This is a genomic window from Cupriavidus sp. 10L45 (genome assembly GCF_056395225.1).
The window spans coordinates 1-16,423 of record NZ_JBFTJC010000017.1; the positions used below are offsets into that span (position 1 = coordinate 1).

General features: G+C 62.6%; 19 protein-coding genes. 5 read left to right on the forward strand and 14 right to left on the reverse strand.

What is annotated here, in order from left to right:
* The 6 genes from AC1DFU_RS25085 to leuC form a co-directional block, all read right to left on the reverse strand.
* Window positions 1-569: type IV pilus assembly protein FimV (locus AC1DFU_RS25085; protein ID WP_477112917.1), on the reverse strand; the 569-nt coding region annotated here is incomplete at its 3' end.
* 294 nt (window positions 570-863) lie between these two features.
* Entirely contained in the window at window positions 864-2,000 is a 1,137-nt protein-coding gene (asd, locus tag AC1DFU_RS25090; RefSeq protein WP_092290130.1) for an aspartate-semialdehyde dehydrogenase, read from the reverse strand.
* A 288-nt stretch (window positions 2,001-2,288) separates the two neighbouring features.
* A complete protein-coding gene (leuB, locus tag AC1DFU_RS25095; protein WP_092290132.1) occupies window positions 2,289-3,356 on the reverse strand; it encodes a 3-isopropylmalate dehydrogenase in 1,068 nt (355 codons plus the stop codon).
* A 33-nt stretch (window positions 3,357-3,389) separates the two neighbouring features.
* Window positions 3,390-4,040, reverse strand: a complete 651-nt coding sequence (gene leuD / locus AC1DFU_RS25100; protein ID WP_441590542.1) for a 3-isopropylmalate dehydratase small subunit — start codon at window positions 4,038-4,040, stop codon at window positions 3,390-3,392.
* Between the two features lie 10 nt (window positions 4,041-4,050).
* Window positions 4,051-4,182 carry an entericidin A/B family lipoprotein gene (locus AC1DFU_RS25105; protein WP_092290135.1) on the reverse strand — a complete coding sequence of 44 codons (132 nt, stop codon included), beginning with the start codon at window positions 4,180-4,182 and terminating at the stop codon, window positions 4,051-4,053.
* Between the two features lie 47 nt (window positions 4,183-4,229).
* Window positions 4,230-5,639 (reverse strand): 3-isopropylmalate dehydratase large subunit, encoded by a 1,410-nt coding sequence (gene leuC / locus AC1DFU_RS25110; protein WP_092290149.1) that lies wholly within the window; start codon window positions 5,637-5,639, stop codon window positions 4,230-4,232.
* A gap of 363 nt (window positions 5,640-6,002) precedes the next feature.
* Here leuC and AC1DFU_RS25115 point away from each other — a divergent pair, with 363 nt between their 5' ends.
* Genes AC1DFU_RS25115 through AC1DFU_RS25135 form a run of 5 tightly spaced genes read left to right on the forward strand, consistent with a single transcriptional unit; the run spans window position 6,003 to window position 8,329 of the window.
* Window positions 6,003-6,485 carry an Hcp family type VI secretion system effector gene (locus tag AC1DFU_RS25115; RefSeq protein ID WP_441590543.1) on the forward strand — a complete coding sequence of 161 codons (483 nt, stop codon included), beginning with the start codon at window positions 6,003-6,005 and terminating at the stop codon, window positions 6,483-6,485.
* A 13-nt stretch (window positions 6,486-6,498) separates the two neighbouring features.
* Window positions 6,499-7,110 (forward strand): peptidoglycan recognition protein family protein, encoded by a 612-nt coding sequence (locus tag AC1DFU_RS25120; RefSeq protein WP_441590544.1) that lies wholly within the window; start codon window positions 6,499-6,501, stop codon window positions 7,108-7,110.
* Entirely contained in the window at window positions 7,104-7,532 is a 429-nt protein-coding gene (locus AC1DFU_RS25125; protein ID WP_143093840.1) for a hypothetical protein, read from the forward strand. Before AC1DFU_RS25120 ends, AC1DFU_RS25125 begins: the two co-directional genes overlap by 7 nt.
* Window positions 7,526-7,903, forward strand: coding sequence for a hypothetical protein (locus AC1DFU_RS25130; protein WP_255370662.1), 378 nt, complete (start codon window positions 7,526-7,528; stop codon window positions 7,901-7,903). The genes AC1DFU_RS25125 and AC1DFU_RS25130 overlap by 7 nt, the downstream gene beginning before the upstream one ends.
* Before the next feature lie 27 nt (window positions 7,904-7,930).
* Window positions 7,931-8,329 carry a hypothetical protein gene (locus AC1DFU_RS25135; protein WP_143093841.1) on the forward strand — a complete coding sequence of 133 codons (399 nt, stop codon included), beginning with the start codon at window positions 7,931-7,933 and terminating at the stop codon, window positions 8,327-8,329.
* Window positions 8,330-8,435: 106 nt separating this feature from the next.
* Here the strand turns inward: AC1DFU_RS25135 and AC1DFU_RS25140 are convergent, their stop codons facing one another.
* The 8 genes from AC1DFU_RS25140 to AC1DFU_RS25175 all read right to left on the reverse strand — a co-directional run bounded on the left by AC1DFU_RS25140 (window position 8,436) and on the right by AC1DFU_RS25175 (window position 16,400).
* A complete protein-coding gene (locus AC1DFU_RS25140; protein ID WP_092290155.1) occupies window positions 8,436-9,137 on the reverse strand; it encodes an ABC transporter ATP-binding protein in 702 nt (233 codons plus the stop codon).
* Entirely contained in the window at window positions 9,137-9,904 is a 768-nt protein-coding gene (gene livG, locus AC1DFU_RS25145; protein WP_092290156.1) for a high-affinity branched-chain amino acid ABC transporter ATP-binding protein LivG, read from the reverse strand. Before livG ends, AC1DFU_RS25140 begins: the two co-directional genes overlap by 1 nt.
* Window positions 9,901-11,166, reverse strand: a complete 1,266-nt coding sequence (locus AC1DFU_RS25150; RefSeq protein WP_441590545.1) for a high-affinity branched-chain amino acid ABC transporter permease LivM — start codon at window positions 11,164-11,166, stop codon at window positions 9,901-9,903. Before AC1DFU_RS25150 ends, livG begins: the two co-directional genes overlap by 4 nt.
* Window positions 11,167-11,176: 10 nt before the next feature.
* Window positions 11,177-12,103 carry a high-affinity branched-chain amino acid ABC transporter permease LivH gene (livH, locus tag AC1DFU_RS25155; RefSeq protein ID WP_441590546.1) on the reverse strand — a complete coding sequence of 309 codons (927 nt, stop codon included), beginning with the start codon at window positions 12,101-12,103 and terminating at the stop codon, window positions 11,177-11,179.
* 138 nt (window positions 12,104-12,241) lie between these two features.
* Complete coding sequence (locus AC1DFU_RS25160) at window positions 12,242-13,369, reverse strand: branched-chain amino acid ABC transporter substrate-binding protein (protein WP_092290159.1); 1,128 nt, start codon at window positions 13,367-13,369, stop codon at window positions 12,242-12,244.
* Window positions 13,370-13,944: 575 nt separating this feature from the next.
* A complete protein-coding gene (gene gltA / locus AC1DFU_RS25165) occupies window positions 13,945-15,246 on the reverse strand; it encodes a citrate synthase (RefSeq protein ID WP_092290160.1) in 1,302 nt (433 codons plus the stop codon).
* A gap of 42 nt (window positions 15,247-15,288) precedes the next feature.
* Complete coding sequence (locus AC1DFU_RS25170) at window positions 15,289-15,570, reverse strand: FAD assembly factor SdhE (protein ID WP_092290162.1); 282 nt, start codon at window positions 15,568-15,570, stop codon at window positions 15,289-15,291.
* Window positions 15,571-15,698: 128 nt separating this feature from the next.
* Window positions 15,699-16,400 (reverse strand): succinate dehydrogenase iron-sulfur subunit, encoded by a 702-nt coding sequence (locus tag AC1DFU_RS25175; protein ID WP_092290164.1) that lies wholly within the window; start codon window positions 16,398-16,400, stop codon window positions 15,699-15,701.
* Window positions 16,401-16,423: the final 23 nt, after the last annotated feature.

Genomic DNA, 16,423 nt, shown 5'->3' on the forward strand with positions numbered 1-16,423 from the left:
GCCTCCGACGACGCGGCGGCCGGCACCGGCGCGGCGGGCTTGGCCGCCTGCGCGGGGGCCTCGGCCGGGGACGCATCGGGCGTAGCCGCCTGCACCACCGTGGTCGGGGCGAAGCTCTGGTTGGACTTCGCGCCCGCTGGATCGAGCAGGAACGTGTAGGCGCGCGTCACCTTGCCGCTCGACCAGCTCATGTCGACGAGGATGTCGACGAACGGCTCGCTGATCGGCTGGTTGGAACGGACGGTTGCCACATAGGTGCCGTTGGGGCGCTGCTCCACCTGGAGTCGCACGCCGGACACGGCCGGCAGGTACGTCAGCCCTGCCCTGGCATAGGCGGCCGGCGAGGCAAGCTTGACGTTGAGACTGTCCGCTTCCTCGGCCGAAACGCCGCTGATATCGATTTCAGCCTGGAGCGGTTGCCCCAGATTGGACTGTACCCGTAATTGTCCGAACCCCGCGGCGTACGCGGCGGGCTGCATCAGCAGCAAACCGAGAGCCGTGACGGCCAGCGTTGACCAGCGCTGACGGACAGTAGGCGCATCTTTCCGGCGATGTAGGCTCACACTCACCTCGTGCTCCATTTATGTTTCTAGTAGCGAAAAATAAACCCGACCCAAATGCCTGGCAGGCGGGCGGACGGCCGGTGCGGACGAAAAAAACGTCGTGCCCGATTGTCTCACCCCTTCGCCGCAATGACGCGACGGTGACCCCTTGGCCAGGCGAATGCCGGCTGTATTGTGACGCAAGCCTGGGAAAAATAGGGGTCCGAACGTAACAACGCCGCGCTGGGGCGCGGCGTTGGCAGGAAAGCGGCGGATTCTGTTGCCTCCCCGCAACGAATGCCGGGGAGACTCAGTACCTGCTTACTTCTCGATCAGAATGCGCAGCATACGACGCAGCGGCTCGGCGGCGCCCCACAGCAGTTGGTCGCCCACCGTGAAGGCCGAGAGGTACTCGCCGCCCATCTGCATCTTGCGCAGGCGACCCACCGGAATGCTCAGCGTGCCGGTCACGGCAGCCGGGGTCAGGTCGGTCATGCTCGCTTCGCGCGTGTTCGGCACCACCTTGGCCCACGGGTTGTGGGAGGCCAGCATGCCTTCGATCTCGTCCAGCGGCACATCCTTGCGCAGCTTGATGGTCAGCGCCTGCGAGTGGCAGCGCATGGCGCCAATCCGCACGCACAGGCCGTCCACGGCGATCGGGGTGGCCCCGGTCGCGCCCAGGAAGCCATCGCCGCGACCCAGGATCTTGTTGGTCTCGGCGCCGCCCTTCCATTCTTCGCGCGACACGCCGTTGCCCAGATCCTTGTCGATCCAGGGAATCAGGTTGCCGGCCAGCGGCACGCCGAATTGCTTGGTTTCGTCCGCCGACAGGCCGTGCTGCGTGGCCAGGATGGTTCGGTCGATCTCGAGGATGGCCGAGGCGGGGTTGTCCAGCAGCGGCTTGACCGAGGCGTTCAAGGTGCCGAACTGCGTCAGCAGCTCGCGCATATGCTGCGCGCCGCCGCCCGAGGCCGCCTGGTAGGTCATGGAGGTCATCCACTCGATCAGGTCGTTCTCGAACAGGCCGCCGAGGCCCATCAGCATGCAGCTGACCGTGCAGTTGCCGCCGATGAAGTTCTTGACGCCCTTCGAAAGTGCATCCTTGATCACGTCATTGTTGACGGGGTCGAGCACGATGATCGCGTCGTCCTTCATGCGCAGCGAAGACGCCGCATCAATCCAGTAGCCGTTCCAGCCGGCCGCGCGCAGGCGCGGGAAGACATCGCTGGTGTAGTCGCCGCCCTGGGCGGTGAGCACCACGTCGCACTGCTTCAGTGCGTCGATGTCGTTGGCATCTTTCAGCGTGGTTTCGTTCTTCGCCATGGCCGGGGCCTTGCCGCCGGCGTTGGACGTGCTGAAGAAAACGGGCTCGATATGGTCGAAATCGCGCTCTTCCTGCATGCGTTGCATCAGGACGCTGCCGACCATTCCTCGCCAACCGACGAGACCTACAATCATGACTTACCTCGGATGTGATGAGTACTTCCCCGCCATTTTCCTCGCCCGGCGTACGCTGCGCGGGGAAGACGGGCAGGCACGACGAACGATCTTAGGGGATCGTTTTGGTAGTAATGGTTTTAATCGTCGCGGTATGGTCGCGCGAACCCACGCCGGCCGTGATGACGGCAGCGATGGCAGTAGCGAGGAACTGGGGAATTCGGACCATTCGCGGAGTCTACACGATTTTCTTGCGCCAACGGGGCCCGAAGGCCCCGTTTTTGGCACGAACTGGCAAAAAACGGCCGATTACAGCGCAGCCAGCACGGCTTCGCCCATCTCCCGCGTGCCGACTTGCTTGCAGCCCGGCGTGAGGATGTCGCCGGTGCGGTAGCCCTGGGCCAGCACCTTCTTGACGGCGTTCTCGATGCGGTCGGCCTGGTCGGCCTTGTTCAGCGAGTAGCGCAGCATCATCGCGGCGGAGAGGATGGTGGCCAGCGGATTGGCCACGCCCTTGCCGGCGATGTCCGGCGCCGAGCCGTGCGACGGCTCGTACAGACCCTTGTTGTTGGCATCGAGCGACGCCGACGGCAGCATGCCGATGGAACCGGTCAGCATCGCGGCCTCGTCGGACAGGATGTCGCCGAACATATTGCCGGTAACGATCACATCGAAGCTCTTCGGCGCCTTGACCAGCTGCATGGCCGCGTTGTCGACGTACATGTGCGACAGCTCGACGTCCGGATATTCCTTGCTGACATCGATCACGATGTCCTTCCAGAACTGGAACGTCTCCAGCACGTTGGCCTTGTCCACGCTGCACAGCTTCTTGCCACGCTTGGCTGCGGCCTGGAACGCCACGTGGGCGATGCGGCGGATCTCGGGCTCGCTGTAGCGCATCGTGTCGAAGGCTTCGCGGGCGCCCTTGAACAGGCCGTCCGGGGCCTCGCGCATGCCGCGCGGCTGACCGAAGTAGATGTCGCCGTTCAGCTCACGCACGATCAGGATGTCCAGGCCGGCCACCAGTTCGGGCTTCAGGCTCGAGGCGCCGGTCAGCTCCGGGTAGCAGATCGCCGGGCGGAAGTTCGCGAACAGCTGCAGGTGCTTGCGCAGGCCCAGGATGGCCTGCTCCGGGCGCAGCGGGCGCTCCAGGCTGTCGTACTTCCAGTCGCCCACGGCGCCGAACAGGATGGCATCGGCCTCCTTGGCCAGCTTCAGCGTGTTCTCGGGCAGCGGATGGCCTTCGGCCTCGTAGCCGGCGCCGCCGACCGGCGCCGTTTCCAGTTCGAATTTCTCGTCGAGGGCGTTGAGCACCTTGACAGCTTCGGCAACGATCTCGGGACCAATGCCGTCACCCGGCAGGACTGCAATCTTCATCTGTCTTCCTGTATTGGAGTGTGTCTTGCGCGGTCAGCCGACCAGGCGATTGCCCAGCCAGGGCATCTTCGTCAGGCGCTCGGCTTCGTACGCCTTGATCTTGTCCTTGTGGCGCAGCGTCAGCGCCACGTCGTCAAAGCCGTTCAGCATGCAGTACTTGCGGAACGGGGCGATGTCGAACGGGTAGCTGTTGCCGCCCGGCGTGAGCACCACCTGCTTGTCCAGGTCGATGGTCAGCTGGTAGCCCGGGAACGCGTTGGTCTCGTTGAACAGGTGGTCGACCTGGAGGTCGGTCAGCGCCACCGGCAGCAGGCCGTTCTTGTAGCAGTTATTGAAGAAGATATCGGCGAAGCTCGGCGCGATGACGGCGCGGAAGCCGTATTGCGTGAGCGCCCACGGCGCGTGCTCGCGCGAGCTGCCGCAGCCGAAGTTGTTGCGTGCCAGCAGGATGCTCGCGCCCTGGTAGCGCTGCTGGTTCAGCACGAAGTCCGGGTTCAGCGGGCGCTTGCTGTTGTCCTGGCCGGGCTGGCCGACGTCCTTGTAGCGCCATTCGTCGAACAGGTTCGGGCCGAAGCCCGTGCGCTTGATCGACTTCAGGAACTGCTTCGGGATGATCGCGTCGGTGTCGACGTTTTCGCGGTCCAGCGGCGCCACGAGGCCGCTGTGTACGGTGAACTTGTCCATGAGTATGTCCTTACTTGCGCGCCGCGTTCTCGAGGGAACGCCCGGCGGCCTGCGTGTCCTTGCCGATGCCAGCCATCGTGTTGCAGCCAGCCAGTTGCAGCATGCCCAGGCATGCCAGGAACGTGATCACGATCTTTTTCATGTTCTGCTTATTCGATTAGCCGTGTACGGATGCCGTTGCGTAACGCCTCAGCCCAGCTTTCGGATGTCGACGAAATGACCCTCGATGGCAGCGGCGGCGGCCATCGCCGGGCTGACCAGGTGGGTCCGGCCGCCGGCGCCCTGGCGGCCTTCGAAGTTGCGGTTCGAGGTGGAAGCGCAGCGCTCGCCCGGCTCCAGCCGGTCGGCGTTCATCGCCAGGCACATCGAGCAGCCCGGCTCGCGCCATTCGAAGCCGGCGGCCTTGAAGACCTTGTCCAGCCCTTCGCGCTCGGCTTGCGCCTTCACCAGGCCCGAGCCCGGCACCACCATCGCCAGCTTCACGTTGCCGGCTACCTTGCGGCCCAGCTTCTGCACCACCCAGGCGGCGGCGCGCATGTCCTCGATGCGGCTGTTGGTGCAGGAGCCGATGAACACCTTGTCGATCTGGATCGACTCCATCGGCACGTTCGGCTGCAGGTTCATGTACTCGAGCGCGCGCTCCATGGCGTTGCGGCGGTTCGGGTCTTTTTCCTTCTCGGGATCGGGTACGCGGTCCTCGATGCTGACCACCATCTCGGGCGACGTGCCCCAGGTGACCTGCGGACGGATGTCCTCGCCGCGCAGTTCAACCACCTTGTCGAAGTGGGCGCCTGCGTCCGAATGCAGCGTGCGCCAATAGGCCACGGCCTGGTCCCATTCCACGCCCTGCGGCGCGTACGGACGACCCTTCACGTATTCCAGCGTCACGTCATCCACGGCCACCATGCCGGCGCGCGCGCCAGCTTCGATCGCCATGTTGCAGACGGTCATGCGGCCTTCCATCGTCAGGTCGCGGATGGCGGACCCGGCGAATTCCATGGTGTAGCCCGTACCGCCAGCCGTGCCGATCTTGCCGATGATGGCCAGCACGATGTCCTTGGCGGTGCAGCCGCGCGGCAGCTTGCCTTCCACGCGGATCAGCATGTTCTTGGCCTTCTTGCCCAGCAGCGTCTGCGTGGCCAGCACGTGCTCCACCTCGGACGTACCGATGCCGTGCGCCAGCGCGCCGAACGCGCCGTGCGTGCTGGTGTGCGAATCGCCGCAGACCACCGTCATGCCCGGCAGCGTGGCGCCCTGCTCCGGCCCGATCACGTGGACGATGCCCTGGCGGTGATCGTTCATCTTGAACTGGGTGATGCCGAAGGCGTCGCAGTTGGCGTCGAGCGTATCGACCTGGAGCTTCGAGACGGGGTCGGTGATGCCTTCCGTACGGTCCGTGGTCGGGACGTTGTGGTCGGACACGGCCAGGTTCGCGCTGATGCGCCACACCGGACGCTCCGCCAGCTTCAGCCCCTCGAACGCCTGCGGGCTGGTCACTTCGTGCAGCAGGTGGCGATCGATGTAGAGCAGCGTCGTGCCGTCTTCCTCGACGTGGACGGTGTGGTCATCCCAGAGTTTGTCGTAGAGCGTCTTGGCCATGATGCAGGGGGGGCGAACCGTCCGTCCGGGCAGGAACGGCGCAGGCCCGCGCAGTGGTTTGCAGGGGATTGTTATTTACCGGATGCCTTCGCGGGTCGGCGCCGCTATTGTGCCGCGCCTCCGGCGTGGCCGGTGATTGCTTGACATCGCAATCGATTATGCCACGCGGGGGCCCGCCCAAGCGGTCAGACGCTGCCAACCGCCCGGTAGTCATTGGCGAAAGGGGGATTTCGCGGTTGGCGAAAAGGGGTGGGTGGCGGCAAGTCCGGGGCGGCGGCGCCTTTCGAACTAGTTCTATAGATCACTTCTTTGCCGATCGATAGGCTCCCTGAGTTGTTTCTCAACCAACGACGGGAGCATCTGATGGCGCAGGACATCTTCTTGAAGCTGACAGGAATCGAGGGCGAAGCGACGGACGCCAGCCATTCGAAAGAGATTGAGGTTCTGACGTGGGAATGGTCGGTGAAGCAGCCATCGAACACGCACGCAGGAAGGGGCGGCGGCGCAGGCAAGGCGACCGTTGAGGACCTGACGTTCGAACACTATGTCGACCGCGCCTCGCCCAATCTGATTCAGTACTGCCTGACCGGGAAACATATCGGCAGCGCAGTGCTGACGATGCGCAAGGCGGGTGGCAAGCCGCTTGAGTTTCTTAGGATCACGATGGAGGACGTCCTGATCACGCAGGTGAAACCGGCTCACAACATCAATATGCGCGCGCCCCGGGAAGAAGTCAGCCTTTCATTCTCGCGAGTGAAGCAGGAATACGTCGTGCAGAACGCGTCGGGCGGTAGCGCCGGGACGGTCAGCATGGGTTATGACGTGAAGGTAAACAAATCAATCTGACTGGGAAACACATATGTTCTTTATCGACAAGAATGGTCGAGTCGACGCTGAACGCGTCAAGGTCAAGATCTTCCCGAACATTGAACGGGGGCCGATGGACAGGGTAAATGGGATTATCGTTCACCAGACAGATGGCTCTACAACTGAAAGTACATTCAGCTATCGAGCGAAAGGCGCGCTCGGCGCCCATTTCCTGATCGACAAGGACGGGACGATATATCAAACAGCTTCGCTGAAGAAAATCACCAGACACGTGGGAAAACTACAGTCACGCTGCATTGTTACGCACAAATGCTCGCCTGCTGAATTGAAGCTGACCACTGCAATTCAACTTCAATATACAAAGCTATCGATACACGAACACAAGAAGCCTTGGCCCGAGCGCTACCCTTCCAGCGACGACTCCATCGGTATCGAAATCGTGGGGAAATCCATGCCGATCGATCCAGCCAGCGACAGCAAGACCGCAAGGGTCTACGAGAACGTCACAACCCAGCAGAATGCGTCTCTCCGCTGGCTCATCGCGGAACTGGTTGCAACGTTCAAAGTTCCGACCGGAGAGATTTATCGACATCCTCAGGTCTCATATAAGAACTTAACCGAGGCGAGCACAGCAGAATGGTAAAGCTCGGACTGATCAGTGTCTCTATGATGGCCGCACTTTACGCGTTACCTGTAACGGCCCAAGAGAGAACAGTGACAAAGGTAGTCATCAAGGAAACGGGTTTAACCTCGCACACTGACGACGCCAGCCTCACGGAAAACTGTAAGACCTTCAAGCCAACAGTCAGCCAAGTGAAACGGTATTTCTCCAAGGCCTATCCGATAGAGAGCCGCATTCTGACGCACGAGCGTTATTCCCCATGCTTTGCAGTGGGTGAAGTATCGTTCAGCGACAACACTTCAGGCAGATTCCGGCTCTACTCAGGAGGGACCGCCACATTATTCTGGTTAGGAGGCAATACGGTCGATCTGCTCTACAAACGCAACAAATGGCATGACCCGTTCGCATGTGCATATGGTTTGAGCGACGAACCCGAATGCTGATGATGGAAGGCTTAGGCACCAATCTAGTAGCGCACCATCCCGACGCTCCAGAACCGCCCTGGATCATCTTCCCTAACATCAAGCCAGATGAACTGGCGGCACACGTTCAACAAGGAATTTCCGAACCTTGGTTCGATCGGGTGTGGAGGCCATTCTGGACACCCCTGACTTCAAGACAGCAGGACCGCTACCTAGACGACTGGCAGGCCAGTCCCGAATGGCGAGAGGCGATCGTTTTCGTCTTCGATTCTTTCTCTGACCTAGATGTCGATCAGGATGCCAGGGAGTCGGAGGAGTACCTCAGGACGCTTGGAAAAACCACGCAAGAAAAGAAACGCTCGTTTCTGAGCCGACTCCTCAGGCGCCGCTAGATGGTAAGTGCTCCTACAGCAGTTATCTTGGTGACTCTCCTCCTTGCGCTACCCGCAACGAGTGACGCCAGAACCGTCAAGAAAGTCATCATCACCGAGACCGGCCAAAATGCCGAGCCGGACGACGTGGACATGACCGAGCGCTGCAAGATATTCCAACCAACGGTGGCACAGGTAAAACGATACTTCTCGAAAGCCTATCCCGTGGAAGGCTACGTTATTACCACGGAACGCTATTCGCCCTGCTACGCGACGGGCGTAGTGAAATTCAGCGATAACAGTTTTGGCGAATTCCGACTGCGCTCAAGTGGAACCGCCACCTTGTATTGGAATAGAGGCGACTCTGTATATTTACTTTACAAGCACAATAAATGGGGCGATCCGTTGGCTTGCGGCTACGGCCTTAGTTCCGAAGGAGAGTGCTAGGAACAAGACGCCACGGAATCCAAAGCGTAGTTAAGGTCCTGCGGTTAGCCATCGCAGGCGAGTGGCGGTGCTTTTTTACCCAAGGCTCCGCCACCTACCCTCCCCCTCACCCACCCAAATACGCCGCCCGTATCCGGTCATTCGCCAGCAAATTCTCCCCGGTATCTGCCAGCACCACCTTCCCGGTCTCCAGCACGTAGCCCCGGTCGGCCACCTGCAGGGCCTTGTTGGCGTTCTGCTCGACCAGGAACACTGTGACGCCTTCATCACGGATGGTGCGGATGATGTCGAAGATCTGGGCGATGATCAGCGGGGCGAGGCCCAGCGTTGGCTCGTCCAGCAGCAGCAGACGGGGGCGGCTCATCAGGGCGCGGCCGATGGCCAGCATTTGCTGTTCGCCGCCGGACATCGTGCCCGCACGCTGGCCCGAGCGCTGGTTCAGCCTCGGAAAAAGCTTGAAAACGTGCTCGATGCCGGCCTCGATGTCGTGCCGGCTGGCGAAGAACGCGCCCATCTTCAGGTTTTCCAGCACGGTCAGGCTCGGGAACACTCGCCGCCCCTCCGGCGAGATCGCCATGCCCATGCGCATGATCTCGTGGGTATTGCGCTGCGTGATGTCCTGCCCCTCGAACGACACGCGGCCGCTCGAGGCGCGCGGCGAGCCGCACACGGTCATCATCAGCGTGGTCTTGCCTGCGCCGTTGCTACCGATCAGCGTGACGATTTCGCCCTTGTTCACTTCGATCGATACGCCGCTCAGCGCTTCCACGGCGCCATAGTGGGTATGGACCTGTTCCAGCTTCAGCATCAGTCCTCTCCCAGGTAGGCCTTGATCACGCGCGGGTCGTTGCGCACTTCGTCCGGCTTGCCGATGACGATCGGCTTGCCGTGCTCCATCACGAGGATGCGGTCGGACACGCCCATGACGAGGCTCATGTCATGCTCGATCAGCAGCACCGAAATGTTGAATTCGTGGCGCAATTTGTCGATCAATTGTTGCAGTTCGATCTTTTCCTGCGGATTCAGGCCCGCCGCCGGTTCGTCCAACATCAGCAGGCGCGGCTTGGTGATCATGCAGCGCGCGATCTCGAGCCGGCGCTGGTGTCCATAGGACAGCGTGCCCGCCTCGCGATTGGCCACCGAGGTCAGGCCCATGCGTTCGAGCCAGACGGCGGCGCGCTCCAGCGCCTCGCGCTCGGCGCGGCGGTAGGCCGGCGTGGCGAACAGCCCGCGCAGCAGGCCGGCCTTGACCTGCAGGTGCTGCGCCACGAGCAGGTTCTCCACCACGGTCAGCGACTTGAACAGGCGAATATTCTGAAACGTGCGCACCAGCCCGCGCCGCGCCACCTGGTGGCTCGGCAGGCCGGCGATGGCCTGGCCGTCCAGCGTGACTTCGCCGCCGGTGGGCTTGTAGAAGCCGCCCACGCAGTTGAACACCGTGGTCTTGCCGGCGCCGTTCGGGCCGATGATGGCGAAGACCTCGTCGCGACGCACATCGAAATCGATGCCGTCCACGGCCAGCAGCCCGCCAAAGCGCATCTGCAGGCCGGATACTTTCAGCATTTCCGCGCTCATTGCGGCAACTCCACGTGGGGACGGCTCGCGGGCAGCAAGCCCTGCGGACGCCACATCATCATCAGCACCATCACCAGGCCGAAAATCAGCATGCGGTATTCGGCAAAATCGCGCGCCACCTCGGGCAGCACGGTCAGCAGGATGGCTGCCAGGATCACGCCCAGCTGCGAGCCCATGCCGCCCAGCACCACCACGGCCAGGATCAACGCCGATTCGATAAACGTGAACGATTCCGGATTGACCAGCCCCTGGCGCGCCGCGAAGAACGCGCCGGCCAGCCCCGCGAACGAGGCGCCCAGCGTGAATGCCGACAGCTTGATGCGCGTGGGATTCAGGCCCAGCGAGCGGCAGGCGATCTCGTCGTCGCGCAGCGCCTCCCAGGCGCGGCCCATCGGCATGCGGATCAGGCGGCTCGTCACGAACAGGGTGAAACCGACCAGCAGCAGCGCCAGCAGGTACAGGAAGATCACCATGTGCTGTCCGGTGTAGTCGAGCCCGATCATTTCGTGGAACGTGCGCGTGCCTTCCACGCTCGCGCTACGCGCCATCTCGATGCCGAACACGGTCGGCTTCGGAATGCCCGAGACGCCGTCCGGGCCGCCAGTCAGGCTGGTCAGATTGTTCAAGAGCAGGCGGATGATTTCACCGAAGCCGAGCGTGACGATGGCCAGGTAGTCGCCGCGCAGCCGCAGCACGGGGAAGCCGAGCACGAAGCCGAACAGCGCCGACATGCCCGCAGCAATCGGCAGGCACTCCCAGAACGTGAACCCGAAATACTGGTTGAGCAGCGCATACGTATAGCCGCCCACCGCGTAGAAGCCCACGTAGCCCAGGTCGAGCAGGCCAGCGAAGCCCACCACGATGTTCAGGCCCAGGCCCAGGATCACGTAGATCAGGGCAAGCGTGGCCACGTCCACCGCGCCGCGCGAGCCAAAGAACGGCCAGACCAGCCCCACCGCCAGCAGCACCCAGATCACCACGCGCTGCTGCTGCGCGCCCATCGCCGGCGCGGCGGGCAGCTTCACGGCGCTACGGGCCCGCGTGAGCAGCGGCTTGAGCAGCTGAAAGACGAAAACGGCCGCCACGGCGATCCAGACCGGCCGCCAGTGTGGCTCCAGCACCACCTTGTAGCCGTCCAGCTTCAGTTGCAGGCCCAGCACGGGAATGGTGAGGATGGCCGTCATCACGGCCGCCGTCACCGCGTTTTTCATCGTCTGCGCGACGGAATGCGAGACGGATTTTTGATACATCGCTTGTGTCATGGCGCCCTCCTCAGACCTTTTCCACATCCGGCTTGCCAAGCAGGCCGGTCGGACGGAACAGCAGCACGAGGACCAGCAGGCCGAAGGCCACCACATCCTTGTACTCGGCCGGCATGTAGCCGGAGGCGAAGGTTTCGGCCAGACCCAGCAGCACGCCGCCGAGCATCGCGCCCGGAATGCTGCCGATGCCGCCCAGCACGGCGGCCGTAAAGGCCTTGATGCCGGCAATGAAACCGATGAAGGGATTGAGCTTGCCGATGGTCAGCCCGATCAGCACGCCGCCCACGGCGGCCAGCATCGCGCCGAGCACGAAGGTGAACGAGATCACGCGGTTCGTGTCGATGCCGAGCAGGTTGGCCATGCGCATGTCCTCCGCACAGGCGCGGCAGGCGCGGCCCATGCGCGAGTGGCCGATGAACAGCGTCAGCGCCACCATCAGCACCAGCGTCACGCCCACGATCAGCAGGCGCGAATACGGCACGGTCACGACGAAGTCACTGCCCATCTGGAATTCGATGGCACCCGAGATCAGCACCGGCACGGACACGTCGCGTGCACCTTGCCCGATCTGGACGTAGTTCTGAAGAAAAATCGACATGCCGATGGCCGAGATCAACGGCACAAGGCGCGGCCCGCCGCGCAAGGGGCGATACGCCACGCGCTCCACGGCAAGGCCATAACAGCCGGTGACGGCCACGGACACGATCAGCGCAGCACCCAGCACCAGCGGCAGCGGGTAGCCGGCCTGCGCGCCGATGGCGGTCAGGGTCACGAGGCCCACGTAGGCGCCGATCATGTAGATCTCGCCGTGGGCAAAGTTGATCATGCCGATGATGCCGTAGACCATGGTGTAGCCAATGGCGATCAGCGCATAGATCGCACCCAGTGTCAGGCCGTTGACCAGCTGCTGGGTGAACTGTGGAAGGAATTCGTTCATGCGGGGGACCTTGTGGATCGGGGAGCCCGATGCGGCGCGCGGGCCATCATGATGTGACGACTATCCGACATCGAACCGATACCAAAACGCCCCGCTCCCTATGCGGGAGCGAGGCGTTTCGCCAGACTGGCGCCGGACTTAGTTGGCGGCGGTCTTCGTGGCGTCCTTGTGCCACGTGTAGACGACGAACTTGAACGACTTCAGATCGCCCTTCTCGTCGTACTCAACCTTGCCGATCGGCGTGGTGAACGCGTTCTTGTGCATGTACGCGGCCACCTTGGCCGGGTCCGTGCTCTTGGCGCCGGCGATGGCGTCGCCGATGATCTTCACGGCGGCGTAGGCGGGCATCTGGAACGGGCCGTTGGCGTCGCGCTTCTTGTCGGCGAAGGCCTTCACCAGCGCGGCGTTGGCCGGGTCGGCCGAGAAGTCGGCCGGCAGCGTGACCAGCATGCCTTCCGACGACGGGCCGGCGATGGCCGTCACGTCCTTGTTGCCCACGCCTTCGGGGCCCATGAACGTGGCCTTCACGCCCTGCTCGCGCGCCTGGCGCAGCAGCAGGCCCATTTCCGGGTGATAGCCGCCGAAGTAGACGAAGTCCACGCCCTGCGACTTCAGCTTCGTGATGACAGCGGAGTAGTCCGAATCGCCGGCGTTGATGCCTTCGAACACGGCCACGGGAATCTTGGCCGCTTCCAGGTCCTTCTTCACCGACGAGGCGATGCCCTGGCCGTACGACTGCTTGTCGTGCAGCACAGCCACCTTCTTCGGCTTGACCTTGCCGATGATGTACTGGGCAGCGGCAGGACCCTGCTGGTCGTCACGGCCGATGGTGCGGAAGATGAACTTGCGCTTCTTGTTCTCGGTCAGCTGCGGCGCGGTGGCCGACGGCGTGACCATCACGATGCCTTCGTTCTCGTAAATATCCGATGCCGGGATCGTCGAGCCGGAGCACACGTGGCCAATCACGAAGCGGATGTTCTGGCTCACGACCTTGTTGGCAACCGCCACGGCCTGCTTCGGCTCGCAGGCGTCGTCCATCAGCACCACTTCGAGCTTGTTGCCACCGGCACCGCCCGCGGCATTGATCTGTTCGATGGCGGTCAGGGCACCGGCCTTGACCATGTCGCCGTACTGGGCGACCGAGCCGCTCATGGGGCCGGCGATGGCGATCTTGACGGTTTCGGCGTGGGCCAGGCTGGCGGCAGTGAGGCCGGCGGTGGCAATCACGGCGGCCATGGCAGTGGACGTGAGACGGGACAACGTCATCAGGAGCTCCTCGATTATGTTTAGGTCATTCCGGGCAGAGGCGGCATGACCAGCGCAATCGAACAACACCCGCGGGGAGAGCCGCCAGAGGTGGCGGAGGGACGACCCGAAGCGGAAGACGGGCCTGCGATGAAGACGTGAAGCGATGCGGGGCCCGGCATGTGTCAGCGCCCGGAAGCCCGTGGCGCCAAAAGTTCGGAAAGACAACGTTGATGCGTTCTCTATTGCGCAAGCGCTTCGCCTGCCCCGCCTTGCCTCGCGACGTGCCGGAAGGGTGGCCCGGCTGCCGGTGGCAAAAGCAGCCCGCATTATAGAGGGAAGTTGCAACCCGTTGGGGCGATAGTTCCCGACTTTGCCGAAAATCAGACAACAAATGTAGACAGTTGCAACCTTCGCATGGCAGGAATCGTCGCAAAAATGGCCTTTCACAACTGTTGTGCATAGCTGCGCAGATGACCCTGGCGCGGCGCCGCACAACGCCACGCCGCCGGAAACACAAACGCCCCGGCAAGCCGGGGCGTTTGTGTTTGCTGCAGTGCAAGGCGACTAGGCCACCCTGCGCTCGCGCGGCGGGATCAGCGCTTGGCCATGTCCGGCACTTCGCGGGCGGCGTTGCCGTTGAAGAGCTGGCGCGGACGGCCGATCTTGTACTCGGGGTCCGTGATCATCTCTTCCCACTGCGAGATCCAGCCCGGCGTACGTGCCAGGGCGAAGATGCAGGTGAACAGCGAGGTCGGGATGCCCAGCGCGCGCTGCACGATACCCGAGTAGAAGTCCACGTTCGGGTACAGCTTGCGGCTCACGAAGTACTCGTCTTCCAGCGCGATCTTTTCCAGTTCCATGGCGAGCTTGAACAGCGGGTCGTTGTGCAGGCCCAGTTCGTTCAGCACTTCATGGCAGGTTTCGCGCATCAGCTTGGCGCGCGGATCGTAGTTCTTGTACACGCGGTGGCCAAAGCCCATCAGGCGCACGCCCGAGTTCTTGTCCTTGACCTGCTTGATGAACTCGTTGATGTTGTCCACGCTGCCAATCTCTTCCAGCATCTTCAGCGCAGCTTCGTTGGCGCCGCCGTGGGCCGGACCCCACAGGCAGGCCACGCCAGCGGCGATGGCGGCGAACGGGTTCGTGCCCGACGAGCCAGCCAGGCGCACCGTCGAGGTCGAGGCGTTCTGCTCGTGGTCTGCGTGCAGGATGAAGATGCGGTCCAGCGCGCGCTCGAGCACCGGGTTCACGGTGTACGGGGCGCACGGCGTGCCAAACATCATGCGCAGGAAGTTGCCCGAGTAGGACAGGTCGTTCTGCGGGTAGATGTACGGCTGGCCGATGTTGTACTTGTATGCCATGGCCACGAGGGTCGGCATCTTGGCGATCAGGCGGATGGCCGAGATCTCGCGCTGGTGCGGATCATCGATGTCCATCGCGTCGTGGTAGAACGCGCTCATCGCGCCCACGAGACCCGTCAGCACGGCCATCGGGTGGGCATCGCGGCGGAAGCCGCGCAGGAAGAATTGCAGCTGCTCGTGAACCATCGTGTGGTTCATCACGCTGTTGACGAACTCTTCCTTCTGCTTGGCGTTGGGCAGTTCGCCCTTCAGCAGCAGGTAGCAGGTTTCCAGGTGATCGCACTTGCCTGCCAGCTGCTCGATCGGATAGCCGCGGTACAGCAGTTCGCCCTTGTCACCGTCGATGTAGGTGATTTTGGAGTTGCACGACGCAGTCGACATGAACCCCGGGTCATAGGTGAACTTGCCGGTCTGTCCGTACAGCTTGCGAATGTCGATCACGTCGGGGCCAACGGTACCCTTGTAGATCGGCAGCTCAACGCTGGGGGAACCATCGGAAAACGATAGCGTGGCTTTCACATCGGACGGCGTCATGTCGGTTCCTTCAAATGCTGTGAATAATAGTGTTGACCAAACTCAGACCGAACGCAGCAGGTCCAGGACCCGGTGCATCGGGGGTGTGTCGAGCTCACCGTCCAGCTCCTTGCGGACAAGCAGCAGGTCCATCAACTCGTTGTCGCTGAGCTCGAACAGCTCGCCCAGCGATGCCACGTCCTCATCGGACAGGCTCTCCTCGTAACGGTTGAAGAAACGTTCGACGATGATGTCGTTCTCCAGGAGGCCGCGGCGGGCACGCCAGCGCAACCGGGCGCGCTTATGCGGATCGGCCTGATGGGAGAAAGTGGTGGAAAGACTCATGGTCAGCCTTCTTGCGATCGGCGCGTCACCTGATATACCTCAACAGGCTGACGCGCCGCTTACTTCAACTGCAGACTGCGATACTGCAGCCTCCCGCGTGGTGGCAGGAGGCAGTTTATACCGCTGGTTTATACCGCGCGGCGAACCATCAGTTCCTTGATCTTGCCGATGGCCTTCGTCGGGTTGAGACCCTTCGGGCACACGTCGACGCAGTTCATGATGCTGTGGCAGCGGAACAGGCGGTACGGGTCGTTCAGGTTGTCCAGACGCTCGCCGGTGGCCTGATCGCGGCTATCCGCGATGAAGCGGTAGGCTTGCAGCAGGCCGGCCGGGCCGACGAACTTGTCCGGGTTCCACCAGAACGACGGGCAGGACGTGGAGCAGCTCGCGCACAAGATGCACTCGTACAGGCCGTCCAGCTCGTCACGTTCCTGCGGCGACTGCAGACGCTCCTTCTCGGGCGGCGGCTCGTCGTTGATCAGGAACGGCTTGATCGAGTTGTACTGCTTGAAGAAGTTCGTCATGTCGACGATCAGGTCGCGCACCACCGGCAGGCCGGGCAGCGGACGCAGCACGATGCGGTCCGGCAGCTCGCGCATGTTCGTCAGGCAGGCCAGGCCGTTCTTGCCGTTGATGTTCATCGCGTCCGAACCGCACACGCCTTCACGGCACGAACGGCGGAACGAGATGGTCTCGTCGAGCTTCTTCAGCTTGACCAGCGCATCGAGCAGCATGCGCTCGTGACCGTCGAGTTCTACCTCGTAGGTCTGCATGCGGGGCGCGTCGTCCTTGTCCGGATCGTAGCGGTAGACTTCGAAAATACGCTTCATTTCTGTGGGTCCTGTTGTCTCTA

Excerpts from the sequence above, each read along its gene's own strand:
- AC1DFU_RS25140 (WP_092290155.1), bottom strand. The coding sequence starts at position 9,137 with ATGCTGAAGCTGGAACAGGTCCATACCCACTATGGCGCCGTGGAAGCG.
- AC1DFU_RS25170 (WP_092290162.1), bottom strand. The coding sequence starts at position 15,570 with ATGAGTCTTTCCACCACTTTCTCCCATCAGGCCGATCCGCATAAGCGC.
- AC1DFU_RS25115 (WP_441590543.1), top strand. The coding sequence starts at position 6,003 with ATGGCGCAGGACATCTTCTTGAAGCTGACAGGAATCGAGGGCGAAGCG.
- leuC (WP_092290149.1), bottom strand. The coding sequence starts at position 5,639 with ATGGCCAAGACGCTCTACGACAAACTCTGGGATGACCACACCGTCCAC.
- AC1DFU_RS25150 (WP_441590545.1), bottom strand. The coding sequence starts at position 11,166 with ATGACACAAGCGATGTATCAAAAATCCGTCTCGCATTCCGTCGCGCAG.
- leuD (WP_441590542.1), bottom strand. The coding sequence starts at position 4,040 with ATGGACAAGTTCACCGTACACAGCGGCCTCGTGGCGCCGCTGGACCGC.
- AC1DFU_RS25175 (WP_092290164.1), bottom strand. The coding sequence starts at position 16,400 with ATGAAGCGTATTTTCGAAGTCTACCGCTACGATCCGGACAAGGACGAC.
- asd (WP_092290130.1), bottom strand. The coding sequence starts at position 2,000 with ATGATTGTAGGTCTCGTCGGTTGGCGAGGAATGGTCGGCAGCGTCCTG.
- AC1DFU_RS25130 (WP_255370662.1), top strand. The coding sequence starts at position 7,526 with ATGCTGATGATGGAAGGCTTAGGCACCAATCTAGTAGCGCACCATCCC.
- AC1DFU_RS25160 (WP_092290159.1), bottom strand. The coding sequence starts at position 13,369 with ATGACGTTGTCCCGTCTCACGTCCACTGCCATGGCCGCCGTGATTGCC.
- AC1DFU_RS25125 (WP_143093840.1), top strand. The coding sequence starts at position 7,104 with ATGGTAAAGCTCGGACTGATCAGTGTCTCTATGATGGCCGCACTTTAC.
- leuB (WP_092290132.1), bottom strand. The coding sequence starts at position 3,356 with ATGAAGATTGCAGTCCTGCCGGGTGACGGCATTGGTCCCGAGATCGTT.
- livG (WP_092290156.1), bottom strand. The coding sequence starts at position 9,904 with ATGAGCGCGGAAATGCTGAAAGTATCCGGCCTGCAGATGCGCTTTGGC.
- gltA (WP_092290160.1), bottom strand. The coding sequence starts at position 15,246 with ATGACGCCGTCCGATGTGAAAGCCACGCTATCGTTTTCCGATGGTTCC.
- AC1DFU_RS25120 (WP_441590544.1), top strand. The coding sequence starts at position 6,499 with ATGTTCTTTATCGACAAGAATGGTCGAGTCGACGCTGAACGCGTCAAG.
- AC1DFU_RS25105 (WP_092290135.1), bottom strand. The coding sequence starts at position 4,182 with ATGAAAAAGATCGTGATCACGTTCCTGGCATGCCTGGGCATGCTGCAA.
- livH (WP_441590546.1), bottom strand. The coding sequence starts at position 12,103 with ATGAACGAATTCCTTCCACAGTTCACCCAGCAGCTGGTCAACGGCCTG.